General features: G+C 42.1%; 23 protein-coding genes. 13 read left to right on the forward strand and 10 right to left on the reverse strand.

Translation table 11 applies throughout. The features are described from left to right. Positions 1-31: 31 nt before the first annotated feature. The 3 genes from ACEQZT_RS01420 to ACEQZT_RS01430 form a co-directional block, all read right to left on the reverse strand. Entirely contained in the window at positions 32-1,432 is a 1,401-nt protein-coding gene (locus ACEQZT_RS01420) for a M16 family metallopeptidase (protein ID WP_370086497.1), read from the reverse strand. A 6-nt stretch (positions 1,433-1,438) separates the two neighbouring features. Continuing rightward, positions 1,439-2,818, reverse strand: coding sequence for a M16 family metallopeptidase (locus ACEQZT_RS01425; RefSeq protein ID WP_370086499.1), 1,380 nt, complete (start codon positions 2,816-2,818; stop codon positions 1,439-1,441). A 103-nt stretch (positions 2,819-2,921) separates the two neighbouring features. Then, entirely contained in the window at positions 2,922-4,091 is a 1,170-nt protein-coding gene (locus ACEQZT_RS01430) for a sorbosone dehydrogenase family protein (protein WP_370086501.1), read from the reverse strand. A gap of 179 nt (positions 4,092-4,270) precedes the next feature. On the opposite strand from ACEQZT_RS01430, the gene abc-f reads away from it, so the two are divergent. Continuing rightward, entirely contained in the window at positions 4,271-6,145 is a 1,875-nt protein-coding gene (abc-f, locus tag ACEQZT_RS01435; protein WP_370086502.1) for a ribosomal protection-like ABC-F family protein, read from the forward strand. A gap of 1 nt (position 6,146) precedes the next feature. Here the strand turns inward: abc-f and ACEQZT_RS01440 are convergent, their stop codons facing one another. From ACEQZT_RS01440 to ACEQZT_RS01455, 4 genes are all read right to left on the reverse strand, one after another. Beyond that, a complete protein-coding gene (locus ACEQZT_RS01440; protein ID WP_370086504.1) occupies positions 6,147-6,545 on the reverse strand; it encodes a hypothetical protein in 399 nt (132 codons plus the stop codon). 1 nt (position 6,546) lies between these two features. Next, on the reverse strand, positions 6,547-7,365 hold the full coding sequence (locus ACEQZT_RS01445; protein ID WP_370086506.1) for a sulfotransferase domain-containing protein: 819 nt from the start codon (positions 7,363-7,365) through the stop codon (positions 6,547-6,549). Positions 7,366-7,473: 108 nt separating this feature from the next. Continuing rightward, the gene (locus ACEQZT_RS01450) at positions 7,474-10,002 is read right to left on the reverse strand and encodes a tail fiber domain-containing protein (protein WP_370086508.1); all 2,529 of its coding nucleotides are present in this window, start codon (positions 10,000-10,002) and stop codon (positions 7,474-7,476) included. A gap of 19 nt (positions 10,003-10,021) precedes the next feature. Continuing rightward, positions 10,022-10,507, reverse strand: a complete 486-nt coding sequence (locus tag ACEQZT_RS01455; RefSeq protein WP_370086510.1) for a T9SS type A sorting domain-containing protein — start codon at positions 10,505-10,507, stop codon at positions 10,022-10,024. Between the two features lie 267 nt (positions 10,508-10,774). Between ACEQZT_RS01455 and ACEQZT_RS01460 the strand changes: the two genes are divergently transcribed. From ACEQZT_RS01460 to ACEQZT_RS01470, 3 genes are read left to right on the forward strand one after another with little or no spacing between them, the layout of a single operon-like run. Continuing rightward, positions 10,775-13,927: a histidine kinase dimerization/phosphoacceptor domain -containing protein gene (locus ACEQZT_RS01460; protein ID WP_370086512.1), complete on the forward strand. Its 3,153-nt coding sequence runs from the start codon at positions 10,775-10,777 to the stop codon at positions 13,925-13,927. Continuing rightward, positions 13,924-14,619: a LytR/AlgR family response regulator transcription factor gene (locus ACEQZT_RS01465; protein WP_370086514.1), complete on the forward strand. Its 696-nt coding sequence runs from the start codon at positions 13,924-13,926 to the stop codon at positions 14,617-14,619. The genes ACEQZT_RS01460 and ACEQZT_RS01465 overlap by 4 nt, the downstream gene beginning before the upstream one ends. A gap of 35 nt (positions 14,620-14,654) precedes the next feature. Then, positions 14,655-15,113: a hypothetical protein gene (locus ACEQZT_RS01470; RefSeq protein ID WP_370086516.1), complete on the forward strand. Its 459-nt coding sequence runs from the start codon at positions 14,655-14,657 to the stop codon at positions 15,111-15,113. 17 nt (positions 15,114-15,130) lie between these two features. On the opposite strand, the gene ACEQZT_RS01475 is transcribed toward ACEQZT_RS01470, so the two are convergent. Continuing rightward, positions 15,131-15,793, reverse strand: coding sequence for a DUF6090 family protein (locus ACEQZT_RS01475; protein ID WP_370086518.1), 663 nt, complete (start codon positions 15,791-15,793; stop codon positions 15,131-15,133). 159 nt (positions 15,794-15,952) lie between these two features. Here ACEQZT_RS01475 and ACEQZT_RS01480 point away from each other — a divergent pair, with 159 nt between their 5' ends. From ACEQZT_RS01480 to ACEQZT_RS01495, 4 genes are all read left to right on the forward strand, one after another. After that, positions 15,953-16,762, forward strand: a complete 810-nt coding sequence (locus ACEQZT_RS01480; protein ID WP_370086520.1) for a M48 family metallopeptidase — start codon at positions 15,953-15,955, stop codon at positions 16,760-16,762. After that, positions 16,762-17,736 carry a YitT family protein gene (locus ACEQZT_RS01485; protein WP_370086522.1) on the forward strand — a complete coding sequence of 325 codons (975 nt, stop codon included), beginning with the start codon at positions 16,762-16,764 and terminating at the stop codon, positions 17,734-17,736. Before ACEQZT_RS01480 ends, ACEQZT_RS01485 begins: the two co-directional genes overlap by 1 nt. A gap of 180 nt (positions 17,737-17,916) precedes the next feature. Continuing rightward, a complete protein-coding gene (locus ACEQZT_RS01490) occupies positions 17,917-19,110 on the forward strand; it encodes an Ig-like domain-containing protein (RefSeq protein ID WP_370086524.1) in 1,194 nt (397 codons plus the stop codon). Positions 19,111-19,209: 99 nt separating this feature from the next. Further along, a complete protein-coding gene (locus tag ACEQZT_RS01495; RefSeq protein ID WP_370086526.1) occupies positions 19,210-20,118 on the forward strand; it encodes a DUF5694 domain-containing protein in 909 nt (302 codons plus the stop codon). 37 nt (positions 20,119-20,155) lie between these two features. Here ACEQZT_RS01495 and ACEQZT_RS01500 read toward each other — a convergent pair whose 3' ends face one another. Further along, positions 20,156-21,274 carry an amidohydrolase family protein gene (locus ACEQZT_RS01500; RefSeq protein ID WP_370086528.1) on the reverse strand — a complete coding sequence of 373 codons (1,119 nt, stop codon included), beginning with the start codon at positions 21,272-21,274 and terminating at the stop codon, positions 20,156-20,158. A gap of 105 nt (positions 21,275-21,379) precedes the next feature. Between ACEQZT_RS01500 and ACEQZT_RS01505 the strand changes: the two genes are divergently transcribed. From ACEQZT_RS01505 to ACEQZT_RS01520, 4 genes are all read left to right on the forward strand, one after another. Beyond that, positions 21,380-21,862 (forward strand): cytidine/deoxycytidylate deaminase family protein, encoded by a 483-nt coding sequence (locus ACEQZT_RS01505; protein ID WP_370086530.1) that lies wholly within the window; start codon positions 21,380-21,382, stop codon positions 21,860-21,862. A 112-nt stretch (positions 21,863-21,974) separates the two neighbouring features. After that, the gene (locus tag ACEQZT_RS01510) at positions 21,975-22,202 is read left to right on the forward strand and encodes a DUF433 domain-containing protein (RefSeq protein ID WP_370086531.1); all 228 of its coding nucleotides are present in this window, start codon (positions 21,975-21,977) and stop codon (positions 22,200-22,202) included. Between the two features lie 112 nt (positions 22,203-22,314). Continuing rightward, positions 22,315-22,863: a transposase gene (locus ACEQZT_RS01515; RefSeq protein ID WP_370086533.1), complete on the forward strand. Its 549-nt coding sequence runs from the start codon at positions 22,315-22,317 to the stop codon at positions 22,861-22,863. Positions 22,864-23,011: 148 nt separating this feature from the next. Beyond that, positions 23,012-23,494 carry a hypothetical protein gene (locus ACEQZT_RS01520; RefSeq protein ID WP_370086535.1) on the forward strand — a complete coding sequence of 161 codons (483 nt, stop codon included), beginning with the start codon at positions 23,012-23,014 and terminating at the stop codon, positions 23,492-23,494. Positions 23,495-23,772: 278 nt separating this feature from the next. Here ACEQZT_RS01520 and ACEQZT_RS01525 read toward each other — a convergent pair whose 3' ends face one another. Continuing rightward, the gene (locus ACEQZT_RS01525) at positions 23,773-24,258 is read right to left on the reverse strand and encodes a hypothetical protein (protein ID WP_370086536.1); all 486 of its coding nucleotides are present in this window, start codon (positions 24,256-24,258) and stop codon (positions 23,773-23,775) included. A gap of 516 nt (positions 24,259-24,774) precedes the next feature. Between ACEQZT_RS01525 and ACEQZT_RS01530 the strand changes: the two genes are divergently transcribed. Next, the gene (locus tag ACEQZT_RS01530) at positions 24,775-25,797 is read left to right on the forward strand and encodes an alkaline phosphatase D family protein (protein WP_370086538.1); all 1,023 of its coding nucleotides are present in this window, start codon (positions 24,775-24,777) and stop codon (positions 25,795-25,797) included. Positions 25,798-25,888: the final 91 nt, after the last annotated feature.

The raw sequence follows: 25,888 nt of genomic DNA on the forward strand, positions 1-25,888 counted from the left end.
GCCCCTTGTTTAAAGGGGCTTTTAATTTAATTTAATTACCTTCAAACTCCTTCTCGTACTCTTTGATCTGCTCTTCTATCTTCTTCTTATCTCCTACAATCACAAGTTTCATATCCTCAGGTCTAATGTATTTCTTTACCAGCTCACTCACCTGCTCAGGAGTCACCGCATAGATATTCTTCACCTTGTCCGTCAAAAATGATTCAGGTAAATCATAAATATCCAGGTAAGATAGCTGACCGATGATACCACCGGGAGTTGAATTTTGGAGCACATAAATACCCGCTTCGTAATTCTTGATTCCATCCAGCTCCTCCTCTGAGGGCGGTTCTTCTTGCAGCTTATAAATCTCTTTGGTGATCTCACGCAAAGCCGGCCCGGTTACATCTGTTGTCACATCCGCCATTTCAAACCATACGGCAGACTTATACCTGTCTGAGATGGTACTGTACGGCGAGTACGTGTATCCTTTATCCTCTCGGATATTGCTGGTAATCCTGGAACCAAACGAACCACCCAAAAGTGAATTAGTTATATCAAGCGCTTGGTAATCCGGATTCGAAGGATCTGCAACAGGCAACCCAATCATAATGGTAGATTGAGGTGCATCTGGTCTATCAATCATCTGAATGTTATCAGATAGCGCAGGAGTTGCCAATGGGTAATTGGCCTCAGCTCCTTCTCTCCAGCTCCCAAAATTGTTCTGAATCGCAGATTTAGTCGCCTTAGAATCAAACTTACCAGCCACGTATACGGTAGTTCTCCTCGCGCCAAAGTTTGCATCGTAGAAGCTCTTGATCTTGTCCAGTGTATAGGAATCTAACATTTCATCTGTTGGGTAGATTCTTCCATACGAGTGATCCGGATAGATAGAAGCATAAAACTGCTCAGTTGCCTGAGACTGTGGCTGTGTCTTACTCACACTTAGCTGTCGCTTTCTATCATTGATCAATCGACTCAATTCCTCCTCGGGGAAGGCAGGATTCATCAGTACATCACCCATCAACTCGATTGCGTCTGGGACAAATTCATACAACACAGATGCTGTGATGGTAGTTGAATGGTTTCCAACTCCGATAAACAGATCGCCTCCCATACTTGCAATTTGATCTGCAATCTCATTTCCAGATCGGTTGGTACTTCCTTCCTGCATCAAATCTCCCACCAGGTCACTCAACCAAACCTCATCCGGTCCTTCGTTGATATTCCCCGTCTTAATCACGATTTGAATAGTTGCCTTTGGAATTGAACCCCATGGTACCATCACGCCCGTCATTCCATTTTCGAGATTAAAAACTTCTTTCTCAGGCAGTGTGAATCCTTTTGGCTCTCCGCCCGGAGGAGGAGTTTCCTTTTCCACTTCCTGCTCCTGAGCCATAACCCATGTAGGGATCAGGTAGATATAGAATATATACTTAAGTAATGTTTTCATAGTCTTTTAGTTTAGGGATTCAGCTGTTGGTTTCAAAGTAAGTATCGTCCGATTGGTTGATCTCAAATACTCCTCTATAGTAGCATTTACATCTTCGATCGTTACTTTCTTAAACTCATTTTCGATCTGATTGATCCTGGCAGGATCATCATCAAAAAGAGCAAAACTGCATAGTAAGTCGGCTCTTCCAAACCCAAAGAATCCTCCCAAATTGTCATACAAACTTGACCTGATCTTCACAATTGCATTGTCCAGCATCGCCTGAGTCACACCATTTGTTTGCAGACCAGCAATCACATCATCTACAGACTGGATGATGCTATCAGCCTCAGTCGTATTGTCATAGGTCAGATTAAACATCCACTGCATTGGGCCTTTGTAATTGAACATATTGCCCAGGTAATTAATACCTCCATTCACATTGGCTGTGTATCCATTTTTCTTTACCAATTCTTTATACAAAAGACTGTTATCTCCCTGAACTAGAATTTGATCCAGAAGTCCCATTGCATAGTACGATGTGGTATTTCGCTCCGGCATGTGATAGGCGATTGCTATAGCCGGTTTGGTTGCCAGCTTGTCTTCTTTTTCAAATCGCTTTTCTGCCGTTTGTCTTTTCTCTGAAATATCCGGAGTAGGTGGCAATTCTGCAGATGGGATATCTCCAAAGTACTGTTCTATCCACTTCTTTGCATCTTCTATTTCAAAGTCCCCTACTACAGATATTGCTGCATTATTTGGTGCATAATAGGTATCAAAAAAGCTTTGAACATCAACAAGGGTAGCTGCATCCAGATCCTCAAGATCTCCATAAAAGTTGTGTGCATTGTACCAGTTTTCATTGGCATACTGTGGCATGTCCAGCCATGGAAATCCTCCATAAGGTTGATTCAGCACATTTACTTTCACTTCGTTTTTCACGACACCCTGCTGGTTGGTCAGATTGTCCTGAGTGATGGCCAGGCCTCTCATCCGGTCAGCCTCTGCCCATAGCATAGTTTCCAACTTGTGTGCAGGTACAATTTCGAAATAGTTGGTGAAATCAAACCGTGTTGAACCATTCAATACTCCTCCATTTTGCTGCACAAGCTTGATGAATTCCATCTTGCCTAAGTTTTTCGAGCCCTGAAACATCATGTGCTCAAAAAGGTGAGCAAAGCCTGTTCTATCTTTAGGCTCAATCCGAAATCCTATATTGTAATAGGCTGCAATAACCACCGTAGGTGATGTGCGATCCTGAGAGAGGATCACCTTCAAGCCATTGTCCAGCTTGTAGTACTCCACCGGCACCTCAAAAGAGGCCGATTCACTCTTTTCTTCCGTCGGCGTGCAACTTGCCAGCCAAACGGCGCAAAGAGTCATTAATAACAATTTTCTGTGCTTCATAAGTGCGTATTTAGGTATGAGATTGGTAATAAAATAAGATTACAACTATTCCAATAGCGGATTTCCACCAATGGAAAGAATAGATAGTTAACGGATTAATTCGTTAGTTCTTGTAACTAATCCTGAAGATTGTGCCTGCCAGATCATCAGAAACCAGCATAGAACCATCCGTAGCAAATACAATATCAACCGGGCGAGCCCAGGCTGTATTTGTTTCCTTATTCAGGAATCCTGTAGCAAAATCTTCGTAAGCAGTACCAGTTCCATTTTCTTCAGTGACCATCGTGATCTTGTGTCCCGTATGCCCCACTTCAGGCTCACGATTCCATGAACCATGCTCTGCTATGAAGATTTTGTTTTTATAACTAGCAGGGAATGAACTACTGGTGCAAAACTTAAGACCCAAAGGTGCCACGTGAGGTCCAAGATTTTGAGCTGGTTTGATAAAATCATCGCAAGGAAATTTATCGCCAAACTCAGGATCTTTGAGATAACCTCCATGACAAAATGGATAACCAAAGTGCTGCCCGGCTTCTGTAATTCGATTGAGCTCACAGGGAGGTTCATCATTACCGAGCCAGTCTCTTCCATTGTCCGTAAACCACATTTCACCTGTTTCAGGATGCCAGGTAAATCCCACTGTGTTTCTAACACCGTGTGCGTACACCTCTCGATCCGATCCATCAGCGTTCATTCGTGTGATGCTGGCATACATCTCATTTTTGCTTTCGCAAATATTGCAAGGTGCACCTACCGGAACGTATAGCTTCCCATCGGGACCAAAAGCAATGTATTTCCAACCGTGATGCCCATCAGTAGGGTAGTCATCATAGATCTTAATCGGCTTTGGTGGATTTGTTAAGTTCTCCTCAATGTTGTCAAAACGCCATAGCTTAGACACTTCAGCAACAAAGAGCGAACCATCTTTAAAAGCGATACCGTTGGGCATTCGCATGTCGCTAGCGATCACATACCTCTCATCGGCTTTCCAGTCACCATCCGTATCTCTTACTGCATACACCTTATCCCCTCCACGGTTACTCACAAACAATGTCCCATTCTCGGTGAGTACCATTGAGCGTGCATTATTCACCCGAGCAAAAACATCTATCTGAAAACCATCAGGAAGATTGATCGCATCGAGGTTGATTCCCTCCAAGGATGTGAGGTCAGAGTTGTCAATGGTTTCCTTTTCTTCCAAACTATCATCAGCTTGTTTTGAAGAGCATGCTAAAAGCAAAAAAGTAAAAAGTAGGGTGAGTATTCTGTCCATAATCCAATTGATTTGAAAATTCAATTTACGAATTATCGAAACAAACTCATTTCATGTGGATGTGTTTAATTTCTGTAGGCACCCATGGAATTCGCGCGAAATATTCATTTGACGTTTAATAAAAATCGCCTTCGAATATTTATGCTCATTTCCTATTACGAAGTTTTACTTTTGCGGCCATGATCGATATTACGAACCTTTCTTACTATCTCGGAGACAGAGCATTGTACGATGAAGCCTCTCTTTTCATTGGTCCAAAAGATAAAATCGGGCTCATTGGATTGAATGGAACAGGCAAGTCTACCTTGCTAAAAATGATGGTCAATGACATCCAGCCATCCGGGGGTAAAATATCGATGAGTAAGGATACTACGATTGGTTTCCTCAATCAGGATCTTCTCTCCTTTCAAACCCAGGATTCAATTCTATCGGTTGCAATGACCGCCTTTGCATCCACCATTGCCATCCAAAAAGAGATTGATAAGGTGATCAAAGAGATGGAGGAAAACTACCGGGACGAGCTGGTGGACAAGCTGGCCAAACTCCAGGAAAGGTTTGAAACACTGGAGGGCTATACCCTGCAATCCAAAGCAGAAGAAATACTGGAAGGTATTGGGTTCAAGACATCAGATCTCTCACGTCCGCTAAGCGAGTTTTCAGGAGGCTGGCGTATGCGAGTGATGCTTGCCAAGCTATTATTGGAAAAGCCTAGCTTACTGATGCTGGATGAGCCTACCAACCACCTTGACCTTCCATCTATTCAATGGATTGAAGACTATCTGCAATCGTATGAAGGTGCCTACATTATCGTTTCTCACGACCGGGAGTTTCTGAATCGGACAGTCAATAAAATTGTAGAGGTAAGCCAGGCGGACCTCCATGTCTACTCTGGGAACTATGATTTTTATGAAGAGGAAAAATCACTACGAAATGAGCTACAGCAAAATGCTTTTGAGAACCAGCAGAAGAAGATAAAAGAAGCTGAGCGATTTATTGAGCGATTTAAAGCCAAGGCAACCAAGGCTAGCCAGGCTCAGTCAAAAATGAAGATGCTGGAGAAAATGGATCGTGTGGAGGAGGTGATTGATGAGAACATGAAAGTGAATTTTCGTTTCAACTTTAAAACTCAATCAGGGAGACATGTAAAGCGGTTGGAAAATATCTCCAAGGCATACGGAGATCTTCAAATTCTCAAAAACACCTCCATCGGCATTGAGCGTGGTGATAAGATTGCACTAATTGGTGCAAATGGAAAAGGAAAATCTACACTCTTGCGGATTGTAGCAGGAACTGAAAAGCACGAGGGTAAAGTGCAGACCGGACACAATGTGATCAACTCCTTCTATGCTCAGCATCAATTGGAGTCATTAAGCATTCAAAATGATTTGCTAGAGGAACTGAAGCAAGCGGGAACAGGCAAAACAGAGCAGGAACTGAGAAGTGTGCTGGGTTGCTTTCTGTTTTCAAATGATGAGGTTTTTAAGAAGATTAAAGTGCTTTCTGGAGGTGAGAAATCAAGAGTTGCACTGGCAAAAACGTTGATTTCGGAAGCTAACTTTTTACTTCTGGATGAGCCGACAAACCACCTGGACATGATGTCTGTGAGTATTTTGGTGCAGGCGCTGCAGCAGTATGAAGGTACCCTGTTGCTTGTCTCTCACGACAGGCACTTTATTACACAGGTGGCCAACAAAATCTGGTACATCGAAAATCAGGAAATTAAGGAATACCCCGGCACCTACAAAGAGTTTGAGTGGTGGTGGAATAAGAATAACAAGGGCCAGGAAACTTCTAAAAAGGAAAACAAACCTGCTGAGAAGAAGCAGAATGCCAAGCCCAAAACCAATGATGAGAGTCAGCAGGCAGTAAAACAGCTCAAGCAAGTAGAAAAGGATATCGAGACCCTGGAGACATCCATTGCAGAAATGGAAGCGCAGCTAGCTGATCCGAAAATCTACGAAAACCCTGAAGAGTACGAGAAAGTAAACATCGAGTACAACAACAAGAAAAAAGAGCTGGATCAGCTGATGGAAAAATGGGAAGAACTGGCTTGATTTAAGTGATCATCAAGCCGTCATCCTCTTCATTGATTATTTCCGATGCTTGCACATTGATCAGGTGAAACCAGCTGACCACCTTTTGAAGTTGACTTTCAGGTATGCTACGATCCAGATCCGGGAACAACGCAAAGAAATATTCGCTAACTGGTCCATCCTTTTTTGGTGGCTGCTCGCTCATCTTGATAAAGACATCCATCAAATTGATAGAGCCTTCTTTTAGCTTTAAATCCACATTGCCCAATGCCAGCACCTTTCCTTTTTCATTGGACACAAAGACTACCGGGCCATTTTCAAAAGGCTGTAAATGATAGCCTTTCGGATTGTATGCGTTTAAGTGAAAAAGTCCGGGCTTGCCTTTCACATTCACCACTTTCTGTAAGTTGATCTTGGCCATCTTATCTTCTGTTTTCGATCCTGCTGATTATCCACTCAAAACGCTTATTGATCATATCTACAGCGCTCTGTGGAAGGTTTATCTTGGTAGGGCTGTACTTCACCTCTCCCTCGCGTATTTTGTGTGAAAACTTATAGTTATAGGCCGCATCGTTTTCAAACGTAGTTTGCTTCAGCTTAGAGAAGTCATAGGTCATTTTGTCTTCACCAATGAATTCGTGGATGGTGTCGAGGGTTTGCTGTGGTTGGGAGCACAGCGCATCATACCGAACAATAAGGATACGATTGCCATGTCCTTGATGCAATGCGTCTTCAAGAAGCGAAACAGGTGCAGACATCAATGTAAACTTCTGACTAACAAACGTTTCTACTCTATTCAGCAGCGTAGCAAAACCTAGATCATTTTGATTTTCATCAACATTTTCCATTACGATGGTTCGTTGATATTGTGACTCGATGGACTGAAATACCTCCACCGGATTTCGATAGCAGAAGATCACCTTGCAATCCTGATGTCCCATTAATTTATCCACGATTGGGAGCTTATTTACCCAACCGCGATTTTTATCGAAGACAATCTTTTTATCCTCCCAATAAGCATGCAGGTACGCCTTCACCCCTTTCTCAAATCGCTCAGCCTCTGCCATTCGATCCATGTTTTTGTAAGAAATATTGTGACTAAATACCTTCCTCATCTGCGACACCATATCGATGGTAGGTGATGTAGGGGTAGCATGAAAATCAGGGTTCATATTGAGCAGGTTGCACATAAGTGTACTGCCGCTTCTCGGGAATCCGGCTACAAAGTGTAGTTTCTCCATTCGTTAGGTTTATTTAGAAAATTGAAAGATAATATGCTTTTACAAAAAAACACCCCGGCAACTGGCCGGGGTGAATAGAATGAGCTGCTTAGCTAATTCTTCCTTAGTTTAATCATTATTCGCCATATCAACCGGCGCAACCAGCATCATTAACTTATTGAGTTTACTTTCAAGATCCGCAAAACGCGCTTCGTCTTTTGACTGACGGACTTCCAGGTCATCATTTGCTCTTTCAAGCTGATCATTCTCCGCCATTAGTGACTGGTTTTGAGCGTTCAGCTCTTTCACTGCTTCTAAGAGAAGCGGTATAAGTCCAGTGTAATTCACCGATAAGTATCCATCCTCTCCTTCCTTAACTAGGTTAGGATAGATTTCCCGAAGCTCCTGGGCAATTACTCCGAAATGCTCAGTTTCATTGTCTTTGGACTTAATTTCATTGAACTTGTACTTATATCCTTCAAGTTTAGTTAAAGTTTGAAGTACATCTTTTAAATCAGTAATATCCTCTTTCAATCTTCTATCTGAAGTTGCATTAAAGGCTACAGCTGTCCATGTACCGTTCAAAGAAGCATTGCCATCTTTGGTTACAACCATTGCATCACTTCTATTCGCATCATCGATACCATTTCCTATTACAAAAAGAGCATCAGTTGCTACAGAGCTTGATGGTGTTCCACCAACAGTAGCGTTGTAGAAGCCAATGGCAGTAGCACCAAAAGATGAAGTCTGAAGTCCCCAACCTCCAACAGTTGCAGCACTTCGTGCGTTTACAACGTTTTGATATCCGCCACCGATGAAGGCATCTCTTGTATCATAAGTGCCTCCAATGGTGTTGTTCTTACCACCAGCGATTGTGTTATGTGCCGCATTCAAAGGATTTACACCTACCTGCTCATTGATTGTATTTCCATTACCACCACCAATCGTGGACCAATAGGCATTTATAGTATTATCTCTACCTCCGACTATGGAAGACTGAGTTCCTCGATAAGAAGATGTTCCAATCCTATTACCTTGACCTCCACCAATAAATGCACTAGACGAATTCTCAACGTAGTTATATCTACCTCCTGCTACTGTTCCTGCCTGCGCATCTCTAACTGAATTTCTATATCCTCCAGATATTGTGGCATTATAAGATGATGAGATTCCATTGCTATATCCTCCTCCAATCGCACTGTTATTGGAGTAGGTCTGAACACCATTTTCATAACCGCCAGCAACTACTCCATAAGGAGATGCATTAACTGAATTATATCTACCGCCTCCTATAAATCCATGGTTGGATCCAAAACGGACAGAATTGCTGTAGCCTCCGGCGATGGTTCCATTTGCAGAAGTTTCCCGAACTCTGTTGCCATATCCACCAGCAATCGTCGCATTAGTAGAGTTATCAGCAATCTGATTTTGATAACCGCCACCTATAGATGCTCGTTGTGAACGAACATAGTTGCCATAACCACCAGCTACGGTTGAGGATGATGAAGAGAAGGAAATAGTATTACTATATCCACCTCCCACAGTAGAATAATCTGATCCTGAATTTATACCATTGCCTCGACCTCCGGATATAGAACCATAGTTAGACTCGATGGAGTTTTCATAGCCTCCACCAATTGCTGAATAATATGCTCCATTTAGTTCGTTCCGATATCCACCAGATATCGCACCATTATATGACTCACTTATATAATTGCTTGATCCCCCAGAAATTACCGCGTTATCGGAGTATGTTTCTATACTATTTCCAGAACCACCTGCAATCACAGCTTTCGCAGCGCTATATTGGATAGTGTTACCATACCCTCCACCAATGACTGCATCTTCGGAATGATAACTACCACCGCCATCTAGTTGTATCACATTGTTTCTACCACCGCCAATAGTTCCAAAATTTGAATATACATTATTTGGGGTAGCTGTTGGTCCACTCACTTGAAATGAATAATTTCCAGATCCTGCATAGCTTGAACCAGCAGCATCTTCCCAAGTAGTAACACCTTCTCCACCTGCAGTAAGAACTTGTCCAATTGTTCCCTGTGTTGTTGGTAAGCTGAATGCACCTGACACAGCTAATTCATTGGCGGTAAATACTCCATTTAGAGCTGCATTTCCTGAACCATCTGCCAGATCATCAATTGATGCCGGAATAGCTGCAATGGCATCTCGCTCAGCATCAGAAATACCATTGTCTGCATAAGCTGCATATGGCACACTCTGTAAGGTATTGGTCCCCAAAGACACAAAACCGCTTCCACTGTTTACTTCTACTTTCAATGAAGCATCTGACGCTCCCCAGTCAATTACATCAAATGATGCAGCCGAACCGCCTGTCTTCGTTCCAGCTCCTATCACAGCTGTCACCATACCATTGGCATCTGTAGTTACCGAGTGAGTTTCCACCCAGAGGTTTCCAGAAGTATTGGATACGGTGAATCTCAACGTCACACTCGATGAAGCCATCGCAGACCCATCGCTATTTCTTAATACAGCCTGGTAGTTAAATCCAGGGGGGCTATTGAGGTTACGCTCAAGCGCTTCCATATGCTTCTCCATCACCTCGGCCTGCACACCGGTGGTGCTGGACAGCATGATGAACAGCGTAGCTGAAAAAATGTAAAAAAATCGTTTTATCATGGCTAATAAATTTTAACGGTTAGTTTTTAATGAGTTTGAATGATGCAACCTTGTCAGATTGCGTGTCTCTGATCAGTAACCAGTATACATTGGGCGGTAGTTGCCTGATGTCAAGTCGTAGCTCCTTTCCTCGCTCCATCGAAAATTGTTTTCGTTTTCCATCAAGGGTAAAAAGGGATACTTCTGCCTGATCTAAGGCAAGCTCTTTTCCAGCTATCGTAATAAAGTCACTGGAAGGATTGGGATAAACAGAGAGTCGCGTAGACACATCATCGACCGACAAAGCCGGCTCAGACTCCTCAATGAGGGGTTGAATAAATCCGGAAACTATGGTTGCCGTACCTACAGCACCGGAACCCGACACCACAACCTCCCCTACGGTGAAGCTGCTCTTTGTATCTGAAGCTCCTGCACTCGCAATGACCTGCCGCTCTGCAGACTGAGCGTGTACCTGTGTAAATACAAGCAGACACACACCCATTTTGAAAAATAAGTTGATACTCATGGCGAATAATTTAGACGGCCTAACTCCTTTGAGCTTAAGCCTAATTTTAACTTCCACCAAAATGATAACCACTTAGCGATTTCAGAAATAAATGTTGTGAATAGCAAGATTTTGTATGTGAATGACATCTTGCGAGATAGGGTTATATGACAACTAAATGACAATAAAAGAATTAATCGAAAAACTTGCTGAACTTATTTGAAGATCGGTCGATCTTCATTTATTTGGTGCAGTCAGGTTGACCAGACCTTAGCCAAAAACCTTAGTTTGAAACATTTACTCGTACTCCTTTTAGTCTTAAAGGCAGCAATGCTCATAGGCCAACTCCCGGGACAATGGAAGCCGCTACCGATTGTTAAGGGGACAAAGGCCATTATCAACAAACGAGTTGCAGTTATTGACACTATAGTGTCTAAAGAGAAAGCATTCATAGCTCAGGAAGTGTATAATACAGCAAGGCTTGAGTTTATATCCAAGGTAATTCCTGATACACTAGAAAAATTAAAATATGTGCCCTATGAGTTAAACTGGGCAAAAAGAGAGTCCGTTCCCAATGGTTTGATTTTTAAAGACAATGCCAGTCAAAATATTAAATATCTAGACAAGCCACATGGGCTACCTAATAAAGCAATCAGTTCCATAGCTGAAGATAAAGATGGACGCATATATCTAACCTCTTATAGTGGCCTCCTAATATTTAATGGTTCTGAAATAACTGTTTATGAAGACCATCCATATTTCTCATTTAGTCAATCAAAAAGCCTCTACTATGATAAGGATGGTAAAATGTGGGTAGCAACCGATGAGCAGGTGGGATACATGTATGAAGGTGAGCTTTACCTACCGGAAAAACAGATTTTCGGAGGAGTGCATCTGCAACCATTCAGAGAAGACAAAAATGGAGATTTCTTCATTTCCACAAATTACAATGGTCTATTCATCGTAAAGGAGGATTTCATTTTACATTATGAGGAGGGATTGCCTCATAGTATGATCGCTGATGCCATTCGTACGAGTGATGAGAAACTGTGGCTAGCTTTCCCACGCCACGGTGTTGGTTTTATTAAAAACGATAGCCTCTTTGCTTATAAGGAGTTTGGTGAATACAATAATTCAAGGGCTTTTCTCGAACATAATGGAGAATTATGGATTGGCAACTTTGCCGCCCCCCTATTGAAATACAGAAATGACTCATTGTTTACGATGAAGTTTAATCTTAAGACCAATTATGTATACACCTTAGAAAAGAATGCAAAAGGAGTTTGGTTTTCAGATTATGGTAGAGGTGTCTTTTTAGTTAAACCCGATGGTCAATACCATAGATTCTCGAGTGAAAATGGATTGAGCGACAGAAATGCCTATGATCTTTTTATTGACAGCAATGAAAATGTGTGGGTTGCTGACTTATTGAATGGGTTATCAAGAATAGATGAGAATTTGTTTTACAAAAAACCAGACAATCCCTTCATTGATAAAATCAGTGAAACAGAAATGGATAAGGATGGTAGCTTGTGGCATTTTAGGAATGGAAACCTGCTCACAAAGGAAACTTCTGAAAAATTCATTGTATACAGGAATATTCCCGATTCAGAATTCTTACTCCATGCTCATTGCCTCGATGGCTTCATCAGAGATGATGGGGTTTGGATGGGCAGTTACGACATGGGGATCATTCATCTGAATGACATGGAGTACACCTATTATGAGTTGGATAACAACAGCTATAATGACAATTCAATGTTCCACCTTGAATATGATGATTTAGGAGGAATCTGGACAGTAACTGATAGCAATCTTTTACTATACCTACATAATGATCACTATTACAATTTTTCAGATTCAGAAGAATGGAAGGACTATGTATTTGTAGCCATGAAGAAGACCCGAGATGGTGAAATCTTCGTGACAACCAGAAGAAATGGCATTGTTCAAATTCAAAATGGTCGTTACCGAAAAATAGCGTTACCGGAATCTCCTAATTCAGATCAAGTTTCTCATATCTACAAAGATTCATCCGGTGATTTTTGGTTCTTCATGAGTAACGAAATTCAACGAATGAAATCGGATGGATCATTTTCACAAAAAACAGATCCCATTTTTAAAAACAATCCAATTACAGACTTCATTGAAATAGATAAAGACAATTTTCTGGGGGTAAGTAGTAACGGAATAATCTCTATTAAAAAGAATAAGGATGATTTAGAACTAAAAATATATGACCGGGATCAAGGCTTATATATGGTTGATAATACTTCCATTTATCAAAATGATAAGGGTCAAATATTTATTGCCAATCGGGAGGGATTGGTCACGTGCGATAGTACTTTCATCAACAAAAAGTTACCTCCAAAATTAAGCTTCAATAGAGTTGTAGTCAATGACTCCACTGAAGTATTATCAATGTCAGACTTAAGATTTGACCAGCAATCTTCTCTAAGGTTTGCCTTTAACAACATCTTCTGGGGTGGTTCTTCGAAACTATTCTATCAATTAAGTAGGGGCCGCAGGGAAGCCAATTGGAATCAGGCAGTATCAAACACCATCCCATTCAATGACCTCACCTATGGCAAGTATGAACTCTCCGTTTATGCCGAAGGAGATGGTAAACGCAGCGAACAGCTACAATTCAATTTTGAAATCAAGCCCTACTGGTATCAAACCAGCTTGGCACATTGGGGCTTCATTGCGCTTCTCGCAAGTGCTGCAAGTGGTTTTTTCTACTACAGAGAAAATAGAGCCCTGGCAGAGCAAAAGAAATTGCAAGAGTTGGTAGATCAACGGACTGAGGAATTAAGAATTGAGAAGAACGAGGTAACCCAACAACTGGCTGAAAAAGAAATCCTGATGCAGGAGGTACATCATAGAGTCAAAAACAATCTCACCTTCCTGAAGAGCCTGCTTTATCTCCGTTCCAGATCGACCAATGATCCAGATGTTAAACTCATCCTTGACGAGTGCCAGACACAGATTCAATCAATAGCGCTTGTGCATCAAAAACTATATGATGTAGACGATGCAACCCATGTCGATTTTGATTTTTTCATTCGGGAATTATTTATGGCAGTAGAAGGCATGCTCGACCTAAAAGACATTGCATTGGATGTTGATACCGGAGAAATAAAAATAGATATGAAGATGTCCGTTTTCCTTGGGCTAATTATAAATGAGCTGCTTACCAACTCATTTAAATACGCATTTAGTCCAGAAAATAAGGGAAGAATATTTGTTCGGATGAGAGACCAAGGAAATGAGTTTGAGTTACAATACGGTGATACAGGTAATGGATTTCCAAAAGATTTCGATTTTACTGCTTCAACTGGTTTTGGATTTAAGCTAATTAATATCCTGCTCAACCAGATTGACGCACGGTTATCATACACTCACGAAACATGTTCATTTGAAATAAGAATACCTAAATGACGAAACGATTAAATATCCTTATTGTAGATGATGAATTGCTCATTGCAGAAATGATCAAAGAGATGTTGGAAGAGTTGGATTACTCAATAGTTGGCATTGCCAAAAACTATAATCAGGCTATCAGCTACCTTGATAAAGGCAAGATTGATCTGGCAATTCTGGACATAAATCTAAACGATAAAAAGGACGGGGTTGATCTTGCTATGGAAATTCAAAATAATTATCAAATCCCATATGTGTACCTCACCTCCTACTCTGACCCAATCACTATTCGCAGAGTTTCTAAGACATCTCCTTCTGCCTACTTGCTAAAGCCGTTTACCAAAGATGACCTTCATGTCACGATTGAATTGATCAAGAGTAAGCAATCCATAAAGCCAAAATCCATTGTAGTGAAAGATGGGGGGCTTAGTGTAAAACTCAATGCGGAGGAAATACTTTACATCAAATCCGACAACAATTACCTGGAGCTTATCACAATTAAAAAGAAGTATGTACTTAGAAAATCACTTGAAAAATTTCTGAAAGAAAATGAAAACCTCAACCTTCTAAGAATTCATCGATCTTATGTGGTTAATATCCAGAGAATTGACGCAATAAATGGACAGTTTGTGATCGTGGGCAATGATAAATGTCCATTATCCAGATCTTATAAAGAAGAAGTATTGGAAGCTTTTTCTAAAAACGGTTAATTGCATAGCCGGAATTGATTTCTACTTTGGGCGTAATGAAAACGTTATATATAGAGCAACCAAAGAGGCAAAAGTATCTGTTCCTGCTAATGGCAGGAACATTCATGCTACAGGGGATAATCCACCTCGCAAGAAACGAAGCAGGATTTTCATTTTGGTTTGGGCTTTTTATGATGTTTTTCTCGCTAACACTAATCATGAATGTGCTTTATTTCATGAAACCAAAATCGAACTTCATTCCCAGAATCCTTTTAGGCAATGCAAGTATAACGCTACACAGGGGTACATTCAGCAAACCTAAAACGATTTCAATTGAAGAAATCAAGCTAATCCAACTTAAACCTGAGCGACTGACAATCATGACTAAGGAATATGATTTTTCACATTCAATCGCGTATGAGGGAGCAAACAAAGATCTGATCAGAAAGGAAATTGAAGCATACTCCACTCAAATGAATCTTCCACTTGAAAAGGTGGGATACCGAAATGTTTAGAGGTTGGTTTGGTATTTTTAGAGCTTCTCTTCGTAAGCCCGCAACAGATCGAGAGTGCTTTCAACCTCTCCACGAACTCTTTCATAAAAATCGACTTTCGCAAGGAATAAATAACGATAGGAGTAAATAATATTTCTGAATTCGCTGGAAGACAGGAAGGCTTCATCCATTGAACTCCTACCCGTAAACACGATATTCTCCATGAAATATGGCTTCACAAAACCGTTGATGTGATTCAGCAATGAAACATCAAATTCTGATGTGCCCCAATAATACTGCTCGTACAATTCCACCACCTCATTTCTCAGCTCAAAATCTGAAATCAAGTCCAGCTTGCCCGAGGATTTCATGGATTCATAGGCCGTCCGCTGGGGAGCGAAAGGTGGATTGTATTGAATTCCAAACATAAAACCTGTCAATGAATCTTTCGGATATGGAGCCCCGGATGTAGCATTGGAAATCTTGATAAGCGCATTGGCTATCCTTTTATTTACATACCCAAGTGTGTCCAACGCTTCAATATCTGTCTCCAAATCCTCAATAAGGCTTTGCAAATACTCCTTTTCCTGCTGCCTATTATTAGCCTCTTCTTTGTATCCTTCCAGGTAAAATGCGATAGTGATGCCGAGAATTACGACCAAAAGATTTGCAATGTGATCGAGCCAATTAACCTTCTTCATGGAATAAAAATAAACTGATTAATCAAACCATAATAGGAAGAGTATTAACATACCAAGAATTTGGCATGACATTCGTGCATCATCAGGAAGAAATTTAAAAATTCTCCTTCCTATCTTTGAAGGCATAGGGTTAAATTAACTTCCGTAAAAATCAACACAATGCGAAAAATTGTTTCCTTTTCATCCATCCTACTGGCCATATTTCTTTTCCAATGCTCCAGCGTGCCCATGAGTGATCGCTCCCAACTTTCGCTGATTAGCAACGACAAAATTTTCCCGATGAGCTACCAGCAATATGAGCAGGTAAAGAAGGAAAGCAAAATCGTAACAGGAACGGACGATGCACGAACTGTCAAGCGCGTAGGTATTCGTATTCAACGGGCTGTAGAGCAATATTTTGCTGATCAGGGACAGGCCTCCTACCTGGATAAGTACGAATGGGAGTTTAATTTAATTGAGGACAGCATCGTGAATGCCTGGTGTATGCCCGGAGGAAAGGTAGCTTTCTACACCGGTATCATGCCGATCTGTAAGGATGAACTTGGAGTGGCCGTGGTGATGGGACATGAGATTGCGCACGCTATTGCCAATCATGGTCGCGAGCGAATCAGCCAGCAATACGCTGCACAATTTGGGCTATCTGCTGTGAGTATCCTGCTTACAGGGGGCAGTGGACCTACCATACCATCAGAAATAATAATGCAAGGCGCTGGTGCAGCCACATCACTCGGCATTCTCGCCTTTTCAAGAAAACATGAGTCAGAAGCAGATAAGCTGGGGCTCTACTTCATGGCCATGGCAGGGTACAACCCACAGGAAGCTCCGAAGTTTTGGGAGCGAATGTCTGCCAATAGTGGTGGTGAAGCTCCTCCTGAGTTTGTTTCCACTCACCCCTCTCATGAAACACGCATTTCAGATTTGAATGCCAATATGCCAAAGGCAATGGAGTACTATCGTAAAAGTCAGTAGTGAACAAGTCCAGGCCATTATTTAAGTTTTTAAAATCACTCAAGAATCTGCTCGGTAGTCGTGGGGAAGCAATCAGTGATATCACGATTGCCCGACAATCTATTGAGGTGAAGGAGCGAGTGAGCAGATGGATCAAAGAGTTCCTGTTCCTCATTCTTGGTATTTTATCTGCTGGTTTTGGACTGAAGGGATTCCTGCTACCCAATGATTTCATTGACGGTGGAGTGACCGGCATTTCACTATTGACCAGAGCGGTGACCGGCTACCCTCTTCCCATTCTCATTGTAATCATCAACATCCCCTTTATTGTGCTGGGGTATTTCCAGATCGGAAAGTCATTCGTTTTCAAGAGTATTCTGGCCATCATTGGCTTAGCGCTTGCCCTTATGTTCATTGAGTACCCAACGATCACATCGGATAAACTCCTGGTCGCTGTATTTGGTGGGTTCTTTCTCGGAGCAGGGATTGGGCTTTCTGTGCGTGGTGGGGGCGTGCTGGATGGCACGGAAGTTCTTGCTATCTACCTGGGAAGGTTGACAGGACTAACCATCGGCGATTTGATTCTTGTCTTCAATATTCTGATCTTCTCAACCGCCGCTTACCTCCTATCCATCGAGATTGCCTTGTATTCGATCCTTACCTATCTGGCTGCATCAAAGACCATTGATTTTGTGATTGAAGGAGTGGAAGAGTATATAGGAGTAATCATTATTTCTCACCGGAGTGAAGCCATTCGTGTAATGATCACTGAGCAGATGGGACGTGGTGTCACAATCTACAACGGGACCAGCGGGTATGGTCCCCGAGAGGACCTAAAGGATACAGAAATTCTTTACACAGTAATCACTAGATTGGAGATTGCCAGTCTTCAAAACAAAGTCCAAAACATTGACACTCAAGCCTTCATCGTGATGAACAGCGTGAAAGACCTGAAGGGAGGCATGATTAAGAAGCGTCAGTTTAAAGAGCATTAGAATCCCTAAAAAACCATATCGGCCAAATATTTTTACTAGATCAGTAAGTTTAAAAAACCTGAACCACACATTTCATTATTGCTTTGAAGTAAAAAAGAGTATGAAATAATTATTCTTTACATACTCATTTATCTCCCGGCATCCCAGCCAGTTTACGGTCAATATTATTGCTCAAAAAAAATGGCAAGATCAATAAAAAACTATTTCTTATTGCTAGCTATGCTAATGCTGGCATGTAACAATGATCAAGATAGCGAACCCGGTATTCAGGCAATAGAGCTAAACAAAACCCTGATCAACCTTGAAGTGACCGACAGGGATTCTGTAAAAGTAACGACAGATATCGGCGATCTTGATATCACATGGGAAAGCAGCAATCCTGATGTAGCTACTATTGATGAAGACGGGGATATACTAGCCCTTAACAGCGGTAGCACAACAATTACAGCAAACGTAGATGGTATCACTGCTACATGTGAAGTCAACGTTGAGGTCACCATTTTCGTCGGAGGTTCTGCAATGGAATTTGAAGCTGTCTATTGGAAAAATGGCAAAATCAATTATTTGACTACAACAGGAAATGATGAGGGTTATTATTCCTGGGTTAATAGCATCCGAGTCCTGAATGGTGATGTATTCAGCGGGGGGCTAAAATTGGAGCAAAATACCCTACTCTGGAAAAACTCTGAAGAAATCATTCTTGGAAATGGCTACAATGAAGTAAAAGAGATAGCAATTAAAGGAAATGACGTTTATGCGGCTGTCGGAAATGGGAAAGTCTTTAGATGGAATGAATCTGAAGAGTTGGAACTTCTATCCGATGATGCCTCAAGAGCCCATTCCATCTTTATAAAAAATGAAGACATCTACGTTGGGGGATTGAAAAAAATTAGTGAAGAGTTTAGACCAGCTATTTGGAAAAATGGGAGTGAGCTGATCCTGAATAATGATGAATACACATGGGTTACAGATGTTTTTGTTGATGGAGATGATTTTTACGTTTGCGGATATGAATACATCGGCGGTGGTTTGAGTCATGCTCGGTATTGGAAAAATACAGTAAAAACAAACTTGACAGATGGATCAACCAAGGCTATCCCACAAAGTATAGCTGTGAAAGACGGAGATATTTATATAGGTGGCAGTCTCAACAATCGTCCTGCGATATGGAAAAATGAAGAGGCCACTTTCTACGCTGAATCAGGAATCGATGGTTCCATAAATGAAATACAATTCCACGATGGGAATTTATATGCTGCAGGTGAAATCAGCTTAGAATCTAGTTCCTATGGTGTGGTATGGAAAAACGGTGAAGAGATCTTTCGTACAGATGTATTTGACCAAGGAACTATTAATTGCATCTCTGTTAAATAACATTTTATCACATTTTGGACCATTGTCTATACTTGAGTACTCAGTATATGGCAATGCTCATCTTGTATCAGAATTATTACTCATCTTAAAAACCTTACAATGAAAAATCTATCATTTTTAGTACTGACTCTATTTATCTTATCTGGATGCTCTTCCGAATCAAAAGAAATCAAAACATTTGAAAAAGAAGTGATGCTACTGGGTGTATATCACTTTAACAACCCAGGCTTAGACACTCATAACATGGAAGTTGATGATTATTATTCCGAAAAACGACAAGCAGAAATCAAACAGGTTGTATCTCGACTAAAGGAATTTCAGCCTACAAAAATTCTTGTAGAATTTCAGCCTCAAAAACAGCCAATCTTAGATAGTTTGTTTGATTTGTACAGCAAGGATCAAATTTCGTTAAATGAAATACCGAGAGGAAGAAATGAAGCATATCAGCTTGGGTTCAGATTAGCAAAACAGCTAAACCTATCGACCCCTATAGCCATTGATTACCCCGGGGTTTGGCTAGGTGATTACGTAGACTACATTGCAGACACTCTAGATTACGAATTATACAATACCAATCAAGCCAAACGAGCTAAGTATATCGCTCAAAGAGCAACAAACTTTCAAAGCCAATCTATTCTAGAAAATCTATCACAAATAAATACTTGGGAAGAAATCATGGCTAATCATGATTACTACAATAATCTTGCAATTGGTGTGAGAGATGAAGAAGGAATCATGTTCAAATATCAGGAGCAGACTACTGAAATAGATGGTCTCCCCTATTTTATGAGGTCTTTTGATTTCAACAATATAGGTGTCGAAATGATTGCTGAATGGTATAAACGCAACCTATTCATTTATCGAAATATTCTGGATCAAACTGAAAAAGAAGATCGGGTGTTGGTTATTTATGGATCAGGGCATGTGAGGTATTTGCACCAGATGTTGAGTGACAATCCTGATTACGGACTCATTGATCCAAACTTTTATCTTAAACCTAAGAAATAGTGGAGTAAAAAATGCACACCTATATGGTGTGCATTTTTTATTCAAACTGACTCACTTCCAATCCCGGAATAATCTTGCAGGCATTCTTGTAATAGATCTTTTTCAGCACCTCATCGGATAAGCCCAGCCCGTACATCTTCCAAAAGGCGTGGTACTTTTTGTAGTATGGGAAGTATTCGTCTTCCGTTTCCAGCACCCTGAAGTACGTATAGAACTCTTCCGGATTGTAGGCATCCTTTCCAAAGAGAAGTCGATCCTGATACTTCTCAAAAAAAGCATTGGCCTGCTTGGGCTGACGACCAAACTCGGCAATGACCGCCCCGATCCCAAAGTACACATTCGGATAAGTATCCAGGTGTTTTCCTGCCTTTGCTAAATCATTGGCCATCCAGCCCATGTGTGCATTTACAAAGGTGGTGTTTGGGTGTTTTTTGAAAACATTGTGCTGCTCGGCTATGATCTGATCAAATGGTGCAGGATCATCATCCCCCCTTTTTCTTCCCGGACGCAATTTCAATTCCAGCCACCGCTCATTGTCCGAATCCATCGGGTCCCAAAAGGAAGCCGGGTCCGCTGAGTGTATCAATACCGGAATCCCAAGCTCACCACACTTCGCCCACACCGGATCAATCCGTGGATCATCGATTGCTACTCGATTGCCATCCGTATCAGTATAACTTAACCCCAGACTTTTATAAATCTTTAATCCCCTGGCTCCTGCTGTCACGTCTTCCTCCAGTTCTTTCACCGCATTCTCCGTCCAGCCGGGCTGACCAATATCCTTAAAAGAAACATTCGTGAAAATGATGATCTTATTGGGTGCTTCCCCTTCTACCCTTCTCACCATGCCGGCCAGGTACTCTTGCGTCCCGATATCACGCGTCTCCCGATTAAAACCTCTGCCACTGAGATTTACCATTGCTCCCATGTTTAGCTCTTCCATTTCTTTCACGAGTTTGGCTATGCCTTCCTTGGTCAGGTTCCACTGATGACTATGTATATCAACGAATGGAAATTTTGCCCGTGTCACCGGATTTTCCGGCACAACTAAGGTGGATGTAGGGTTGTATTCCTCGAAGCTCATTTCCTGCTCGGCTTCCTGAGCTGTGACGAATGTGAGAGTAAGTACAGTGAGGGTAAGTAATAGTTTGCGCATATTTTAGGGTTTTAGTCAACGACAATAATACGAATCTCCGGCGGTATCGGACAACTCAATTATCTAATTGGTTAGATTTCACTTGGTGCGGATTAATTTAGCCACATGGAGCGACCGGAGTTTGACGATATATTTATGGAGCTGGCAGTAAACCTGGCCAAGCGTTCGCACTGCATCAAACGACATGTAGGTGCGGTACTCACCAAGGACACACGCATCATTTCCATCGGATACAATGGCCCCCCTGCCGGCACGCACAATTGCGACATAGAATGGCCCGAAGAAGGCTGCCCCAGGGACTCCAAAGGCAGCTGCTCACTGGCACTTCACGCTGAGCAAAATGCTATCCTTTACGCAGTGAAAAACAAAACCGATGTGGAAGGATCTACACTTTACGTTACTCTTTCGCCATGCATCGCCTGTGCGCGTATCATCTATACCACCAAAATCAAAAAGGTGATCTACCTGAAGTCTTACGCCGAGTACAAAGGCATACCATCCGATGAGGGGATTGACTTCTTGCAAAAGTTTGGTGTGGAAGTGGAAAAGTATGAGGGCAATCTGGATAATGTGACTGAGCTGGTGTAAGGTTCTTCTGGTCTATATTTAAAATGTAAATCATAAACACTGGGAGGTATATTACTATGTGGATCACACCCACTGATCAACTTTCCTGCTAATTCTTCGTAACTTTACCATTATGGAATGGCGAGAGCATGTGATATCGGATAACAATGTGTTGCTGGGTAAACCCACCGTCAAGGGAACAAGAGTTTCCGTTGAACACATCATCGGTTTGCTTGCCCAAGGATGGACTGAGCAACAAATTCTGGACAATTACCCACGCTTAACCCACGAATCTTTACAAGCCGTTTTCTCATACATACAAGAGTGTATGAAAGATGGTCTTCTTTATTCAAACGCTTAAACTTTTCATGCCTTGAAATTTCTAGCGAACGAAAATGTTCTCTTCTCGTCCTCGTTTGTAACGAGGATGCCTAAACCACAAGCATTTGCAATGCACCCTTTATAATTGCAACATGTCCGGCGACCGTTACTTTATATCCGATCAAAATGCAATCTATTTTTTGACATTTACAGTGGTAGGCTGGATTGATGTTTTCACACGAAGAGAATACAAGCTGGAAATTGCTGATTCTCTGAACTACTGTATCAAAGAAAAAGGACTAACCGTGTTTGCATGGTGCATCATGAGCAACCATATCCATCTTATCGCAAGAGCAAAGGAAGGCCACAAACTATCTGACATTATCAGAGATTTTAAAAAGTTTACAGCCAAACAGATCATTAAAATGATTGAGTCTGAACCGGAAAGCCGCAGAGAATGGATGCTCAATCAATTTGAATATGCAGGTAGGAATCTAAACAGGATTAAAAAGTATAAATTCTGGAAAGATGATAATCATGCTATTGAATTGGAAAGTCACATGACTGATGGTAGGCTTAACTATATCCACCAGAATCCGGTGAACGCTATGATCGTAGAGGAGCCGGAACATTATATATTCAGCTCAGCAAAAGATTATGCAGGTGTTAAGGGGATAGTTGAGGTTGAATTGATAAGTTAAAAACTTAAGGTTTTAAGAATCCTCGTTGCAAACGAGGACTAGTAAGCGGACACTTACGGTGGTTGACGCCAACTCACTAAGACAGAAAAAGTACTAATACTATCAAACCCGCTTTAAGGTATATTTGAATAGTAGATCAATAAATACAATGCAAAAAGAATCACAAACTCCTAAGACTTCCGGACCAATCAATGCCATTAGAGTAATTCATTTCGCGATTCTAACCGGTGCGCTTTTATTCGGAGGCCTGGTCTTTGTTTTAATTAATGCTAGTTCCACATTAACAGATTCAGAGAACCTGTTGATTTATGTACCAATAATATCAGCTTTGATTGCTCTTCCTGCATCTATTAAACTTTTTAACAATAAGATTCAGGACGGAATAGCACCAGGCGTAGAACTGAAAAACAAATTGATGACTTTTCAATCAGCTCACATTATTAGAATTGCTCTACTCGAAGCTGTTGCTCTACTCTCAGTTATTACTTGTTTGCTCACTAATACATCAGTGAACTTTATCACTTTTCTTCTAATCATCTTTTATTTGGTGTTGCTATTTCCAACATCATCTAGAGTTGCTGAACACTTACAACTATCCAATTCTGAGCGAATTAAATTGGAAAGTGATTAGTAGGCTAACACCCCCCACCTCCGAAGTACCCCCTCCCACCTCAGATATGAACTAGTTCGGTTCAGAGGGAAGTGAGTTCATATAAAAGGGAAGTGAGTTCGTATCAGAGGGAAGTCAGTTCGGTTCGGATATGAACCGGGTCATATAAAAGATGAACTGGGTCAGTTCAGAGGGGAGTGAGTTCGTATAAAAGATGAACCGGTTCGGTTCGGAGGGGAGTGAGTTCATATCAAAAACAAACCGGCTCCCCTAAAAGACCAGCCGGCTTGCTTATCAGGCTATTCTTCCTGACCATTCTGTGGCACGCCTGGCCGTCTGCCCTGCCCTTCAAAGCGCTTCCTCAGGTCCGTGTAGATTGCCTCTGCGCCGGGCATGTTCATCTTCTGCCCCATCTTCACGCTGTTGTAGTAGCTGAGTGCCGCCACATACGCCTCACTGCCCGCCAGCATGATGGTGTCTTCCAGCCCGTCCATGAGCTGGCGCAGGGGCCGCACCACACTATTGAGCGACTGCACACTGCCAAAGTCCACCTCCATATCGCCCACCTGCACGTAGGGCGGCAAAAACTGCGGGTTGGTCTTGGCATAGTCGATCGTCTTTTCCACAAACGGTTCCGTGCTGTCCCCCATCTTGGGCAGCTCGCGCCGCTCCTGGTTGTCCAGCGTCTTCAGGATAGGTGATAGTTTGGTGTGTAGCACGGCGATGGCATCCTGGATGGCCGTCATGTCCGCATCTGCAATCTCAATGTGTACTCTGTTTTCCATAGTGTTATGTTTTGTAGGTTTAACATAACGGCTAGGATACAAAACTTTTCATAAAATAGGTAGGTGCGAAAGGTGAAACAGATGAAAAATACCTCACTAGCGCAAGCGTCCGCTTGTGCTAACTGAAATAATGAAGATTCCGGCTCAAGGCCGGAATGACGCTTCGAGCATAGCGTATCTGTTTTCTACTCTCTCACTAGCGCAAGCGTCCGCTTGTACTAACTGAAATAATGAGGATTCCGGCTCAAGGCCGGAATGACGCTTCGAGCATAGCGTATCTGTTTTCTACTCCCCTCGCCCTCTACTAGCGCAAGCGTCCGCTTGTGCTAACTGAAGTAATGAAGATTCCGGCTCAAGGCCGGAATGACGCTTCGAGCATAGCGTATCTGTTTTCTACTCACCTCTCCTCCTCGCATCCAACAAGGATTTTCCAAACCAATAGCATTGCATCCCACCTTAACACCCTTTTCATACGCTCTCAACAATGGATTAATGAGGGATTTGTAATTTTCAGGTATGAAAAAGATCATCTACCTCACCATCCTGTTTCCTTTCATGCTTTCTGCTCAGCAGGCGGATGTGACCGTCAGCAAGGCAATCAACCGGATCGCTTTCGGGTCGTGCAGCAAGCAGGACTGGCAGGACAATCAGCTGTGGGCTGAGGTAAACGCCACCAACCCCGACCTGTGGATCTGGCTGGGAGACAATATCTATGCAGATACGGAGGACATGTCCGTGATGAAGTCCATGTATGCCCTGCAAAAATCCCACCCCGACTACCAGCAGCTGCTCTCCCGCACGGAGGTGATCGGCACATGGGATGATCACGACTATGGCGCCAATGATGCCGGCAAGGAATACCCAATGAAGGCAGAGAGCAAGGAGGAGCTTTTCACTTTTCTGGATGTGGATAAAAACCATCCGGCCAGAAAGAGGGAGGGCGTCTATCAATCGTACACCTACAAAAGCGAGTCGGGAAACCTCAAGGTGATCCTGCTGGATGTGCGCTACTTCCGGGACTCTCTCAAGTGGAGCAACTATAATACCCCAGCGAAAGCATCGATGGTTAATCCTACCGGGGATATCCTGGGCGAGGCACAATGGAAGTGGCTTGAAGAGCAGCTCACAGAAGAAGGTATCGATCTTTTTCTCATTGCCTCGGGTATTCAGGTCATTCCATCAGCACATGTCTGGGAAAAGTGGAGCAACTTCCCACAAGCCCGGACCAAACTTTTTGAAGTACTGAAAACTGCACAGGCTCCCACAGTTTTACTGACGGGTGATCGGCATATATCCGAAGTATCAAAATATGATTTACCGGGGCATCCTTTCCCGCTTTATGAGTTTACGTCCAGCAGCCTGAATGCTGCCTATCCTCCCAAGCCGGACCAGAATGAATATCGAGTGGGAAAGGTTATTCACCAGCAAAACTTTGCAGCGATGATGATCATGTGGATAGCAAACAAACCGATCATCCAATTGAAGTATTATACCAAAGGCAGCAAGGAGCTAGCATCGCATCAGATACAGTTTGATTAACCAAAAAACACCCCTATAATCCCCTCAAGGGGATATTTGGGATAGTTTAATAGAATCCTCATATACCAGCGCTAGCGTCTGTTTGTCCCAA

The sequence above is a fragment of the Ekhidna sp. genome, from assembly GCF_964218185.1.
Taxonomy (GTDB): domain Bacteria; phylum Bacteroidota; class Bacteroidia; order Cytophagales; family Cyclobacteriaceae; genus Ekhidna.

Coding starts and splice junctions, on each gene's coding strand:
- ACEQZT_RS01420 (WP_370086497.1), bottom strand. CDS start 1,432: ATGAAAACATTACTTAAGTATATATTCTATATCTACCTGATCCCTACA.
- ACEQZT_RS01425 (WP_370086499.1), bottom strand. CDS start 2,818: ATGAAGCACAGAAAATTGTTATTAATGACTCTTTGCGCCGTTTGGCTG.
- ACEQZT_RS01430 (WP_370086501.1), bottom strand. CDS start 4,091: ATGGACAGAATACTCACCCTACTTTTTACTTTTTTGCTTTTAGCATGC.
- abc-f (WP_370086502.1), top strand. CDS start 4,271: ATGATCGATATTACGAACCTTTCTTACTATCTCGGAGACAGAGCATTG.
- ACEQZT_RS01440 (WP_370086504.1), bottom strand. CDS start 6,545: ATGGCCAAGATCAACTTACAGAAAGTGGTGAATGTGAAAGGCAAGCCC.
- ACEQZT_RS01445 (WP_370086506.1), bottom strand. CDS start 7,365: ATGGAGAAACTACACTTTGTAGCCGGATTCCCGAGAAGCGGCAGTACA.
- ACEQZT_RS01450 (WP_370086508.1), bottom strand. CDS start 10,002: ATGATAAAACGATTTTTTTACATTTTTTCAGCTACGCTGTTCATCATG.
- ACEQZT_RS01455 (WP_370086510.1), bottom strand. CDS start 10,507: ATGAGTATCAACTTATTTTTCAAAATGGGTGTGTGTCTGCTTGTATTT.
- ACEQZT_RS01465 (WP_370086514.1), top strand. CDS start 13,924: ATGACGAAACGATTAAATATCCTTATTGTAGATGATGAATTGCTCATT.
- ACEQZT_RS01470 (WP_370086516.1), top strand. CDS start 14,655: ATGAAAACGTTATATATAGAGCAACCAAAGAGGCAAAAGTATCTGTTC.
- ACEQZT_RS01475 (WP_370086518.1), bottom strand. CDS start 15,793: ATGAAGAAGGTTAATTGGCTCGATCACATTGCAAATCTTTTGGTCGTA.
- ACEQZT_RS01480 (WP_370086520.1), top strand. CDS start 15,953: ATGCGAAAAATTGTTTCCTTTTCATCCATCCTACTGGCCATATTTCTT.
- ACEQZT_RS01490 (WP_370086524.1), top strand. CDS start 17,917: ATGGCAAGATCAATAAAAAACTATTTCTTATTGCTAGCTATGCTAATG.
- ACEQZT_RS01495 (WP_370086526.1), top strand. CDS start 19,210: ATGAAAAATCTATCATTTTTAGTACTGACTCTATTTATCTTATCTGGA.
- ACEQZT_RS01500 (WP_370086528.1), bottom strand. CDS start 21,274: ATGCGCAAACTATTACTTACCCTCACTGTACTTACTCTCACATTCGTC.
- ACEQZT_RS01505 (WP_370086530.1), top strand. CDS start 21,380: ATGGAGCGACCGGAGTTTGACGATATATTTATGGAGCTGGCAGTAAAC.
- ACEQZT_RS01510 (WP_370086531.1), top strand. CDS start 21,975: ATGGAATGGCGAGAGCATGTGATATCGGATAACAATGTGTTGCTGGGT.
- ACEQZT_RS01515 (WP_370086533.1), top strand. CDS start 22,315: ATGTCCGGCGACCGTTACTTTATATCCGATCAAAATGCAATCTATTTT.
- ACEQZT_RS01520 (WP_370086535.1), top strand. CDS start 23,012: ATGCAAAAAGAATCACAAACTCCTAAGACTTCCGGACCAATCAATGCC.
- ACEQZT_RS01525 (WP_370086536.1), bottom strand. CDS start 24,258: ATGGAAAACAGAGTACACATTGAGATTGCAGATGCGGACATGACGGCC.
- ACEQZT_RS01530 (WP_370086538.1), top strand. CDS start 24,775: ATGAAAAAGATCATCTACCTCACCATCCTGTTTCCTTTCATGCTTTCT.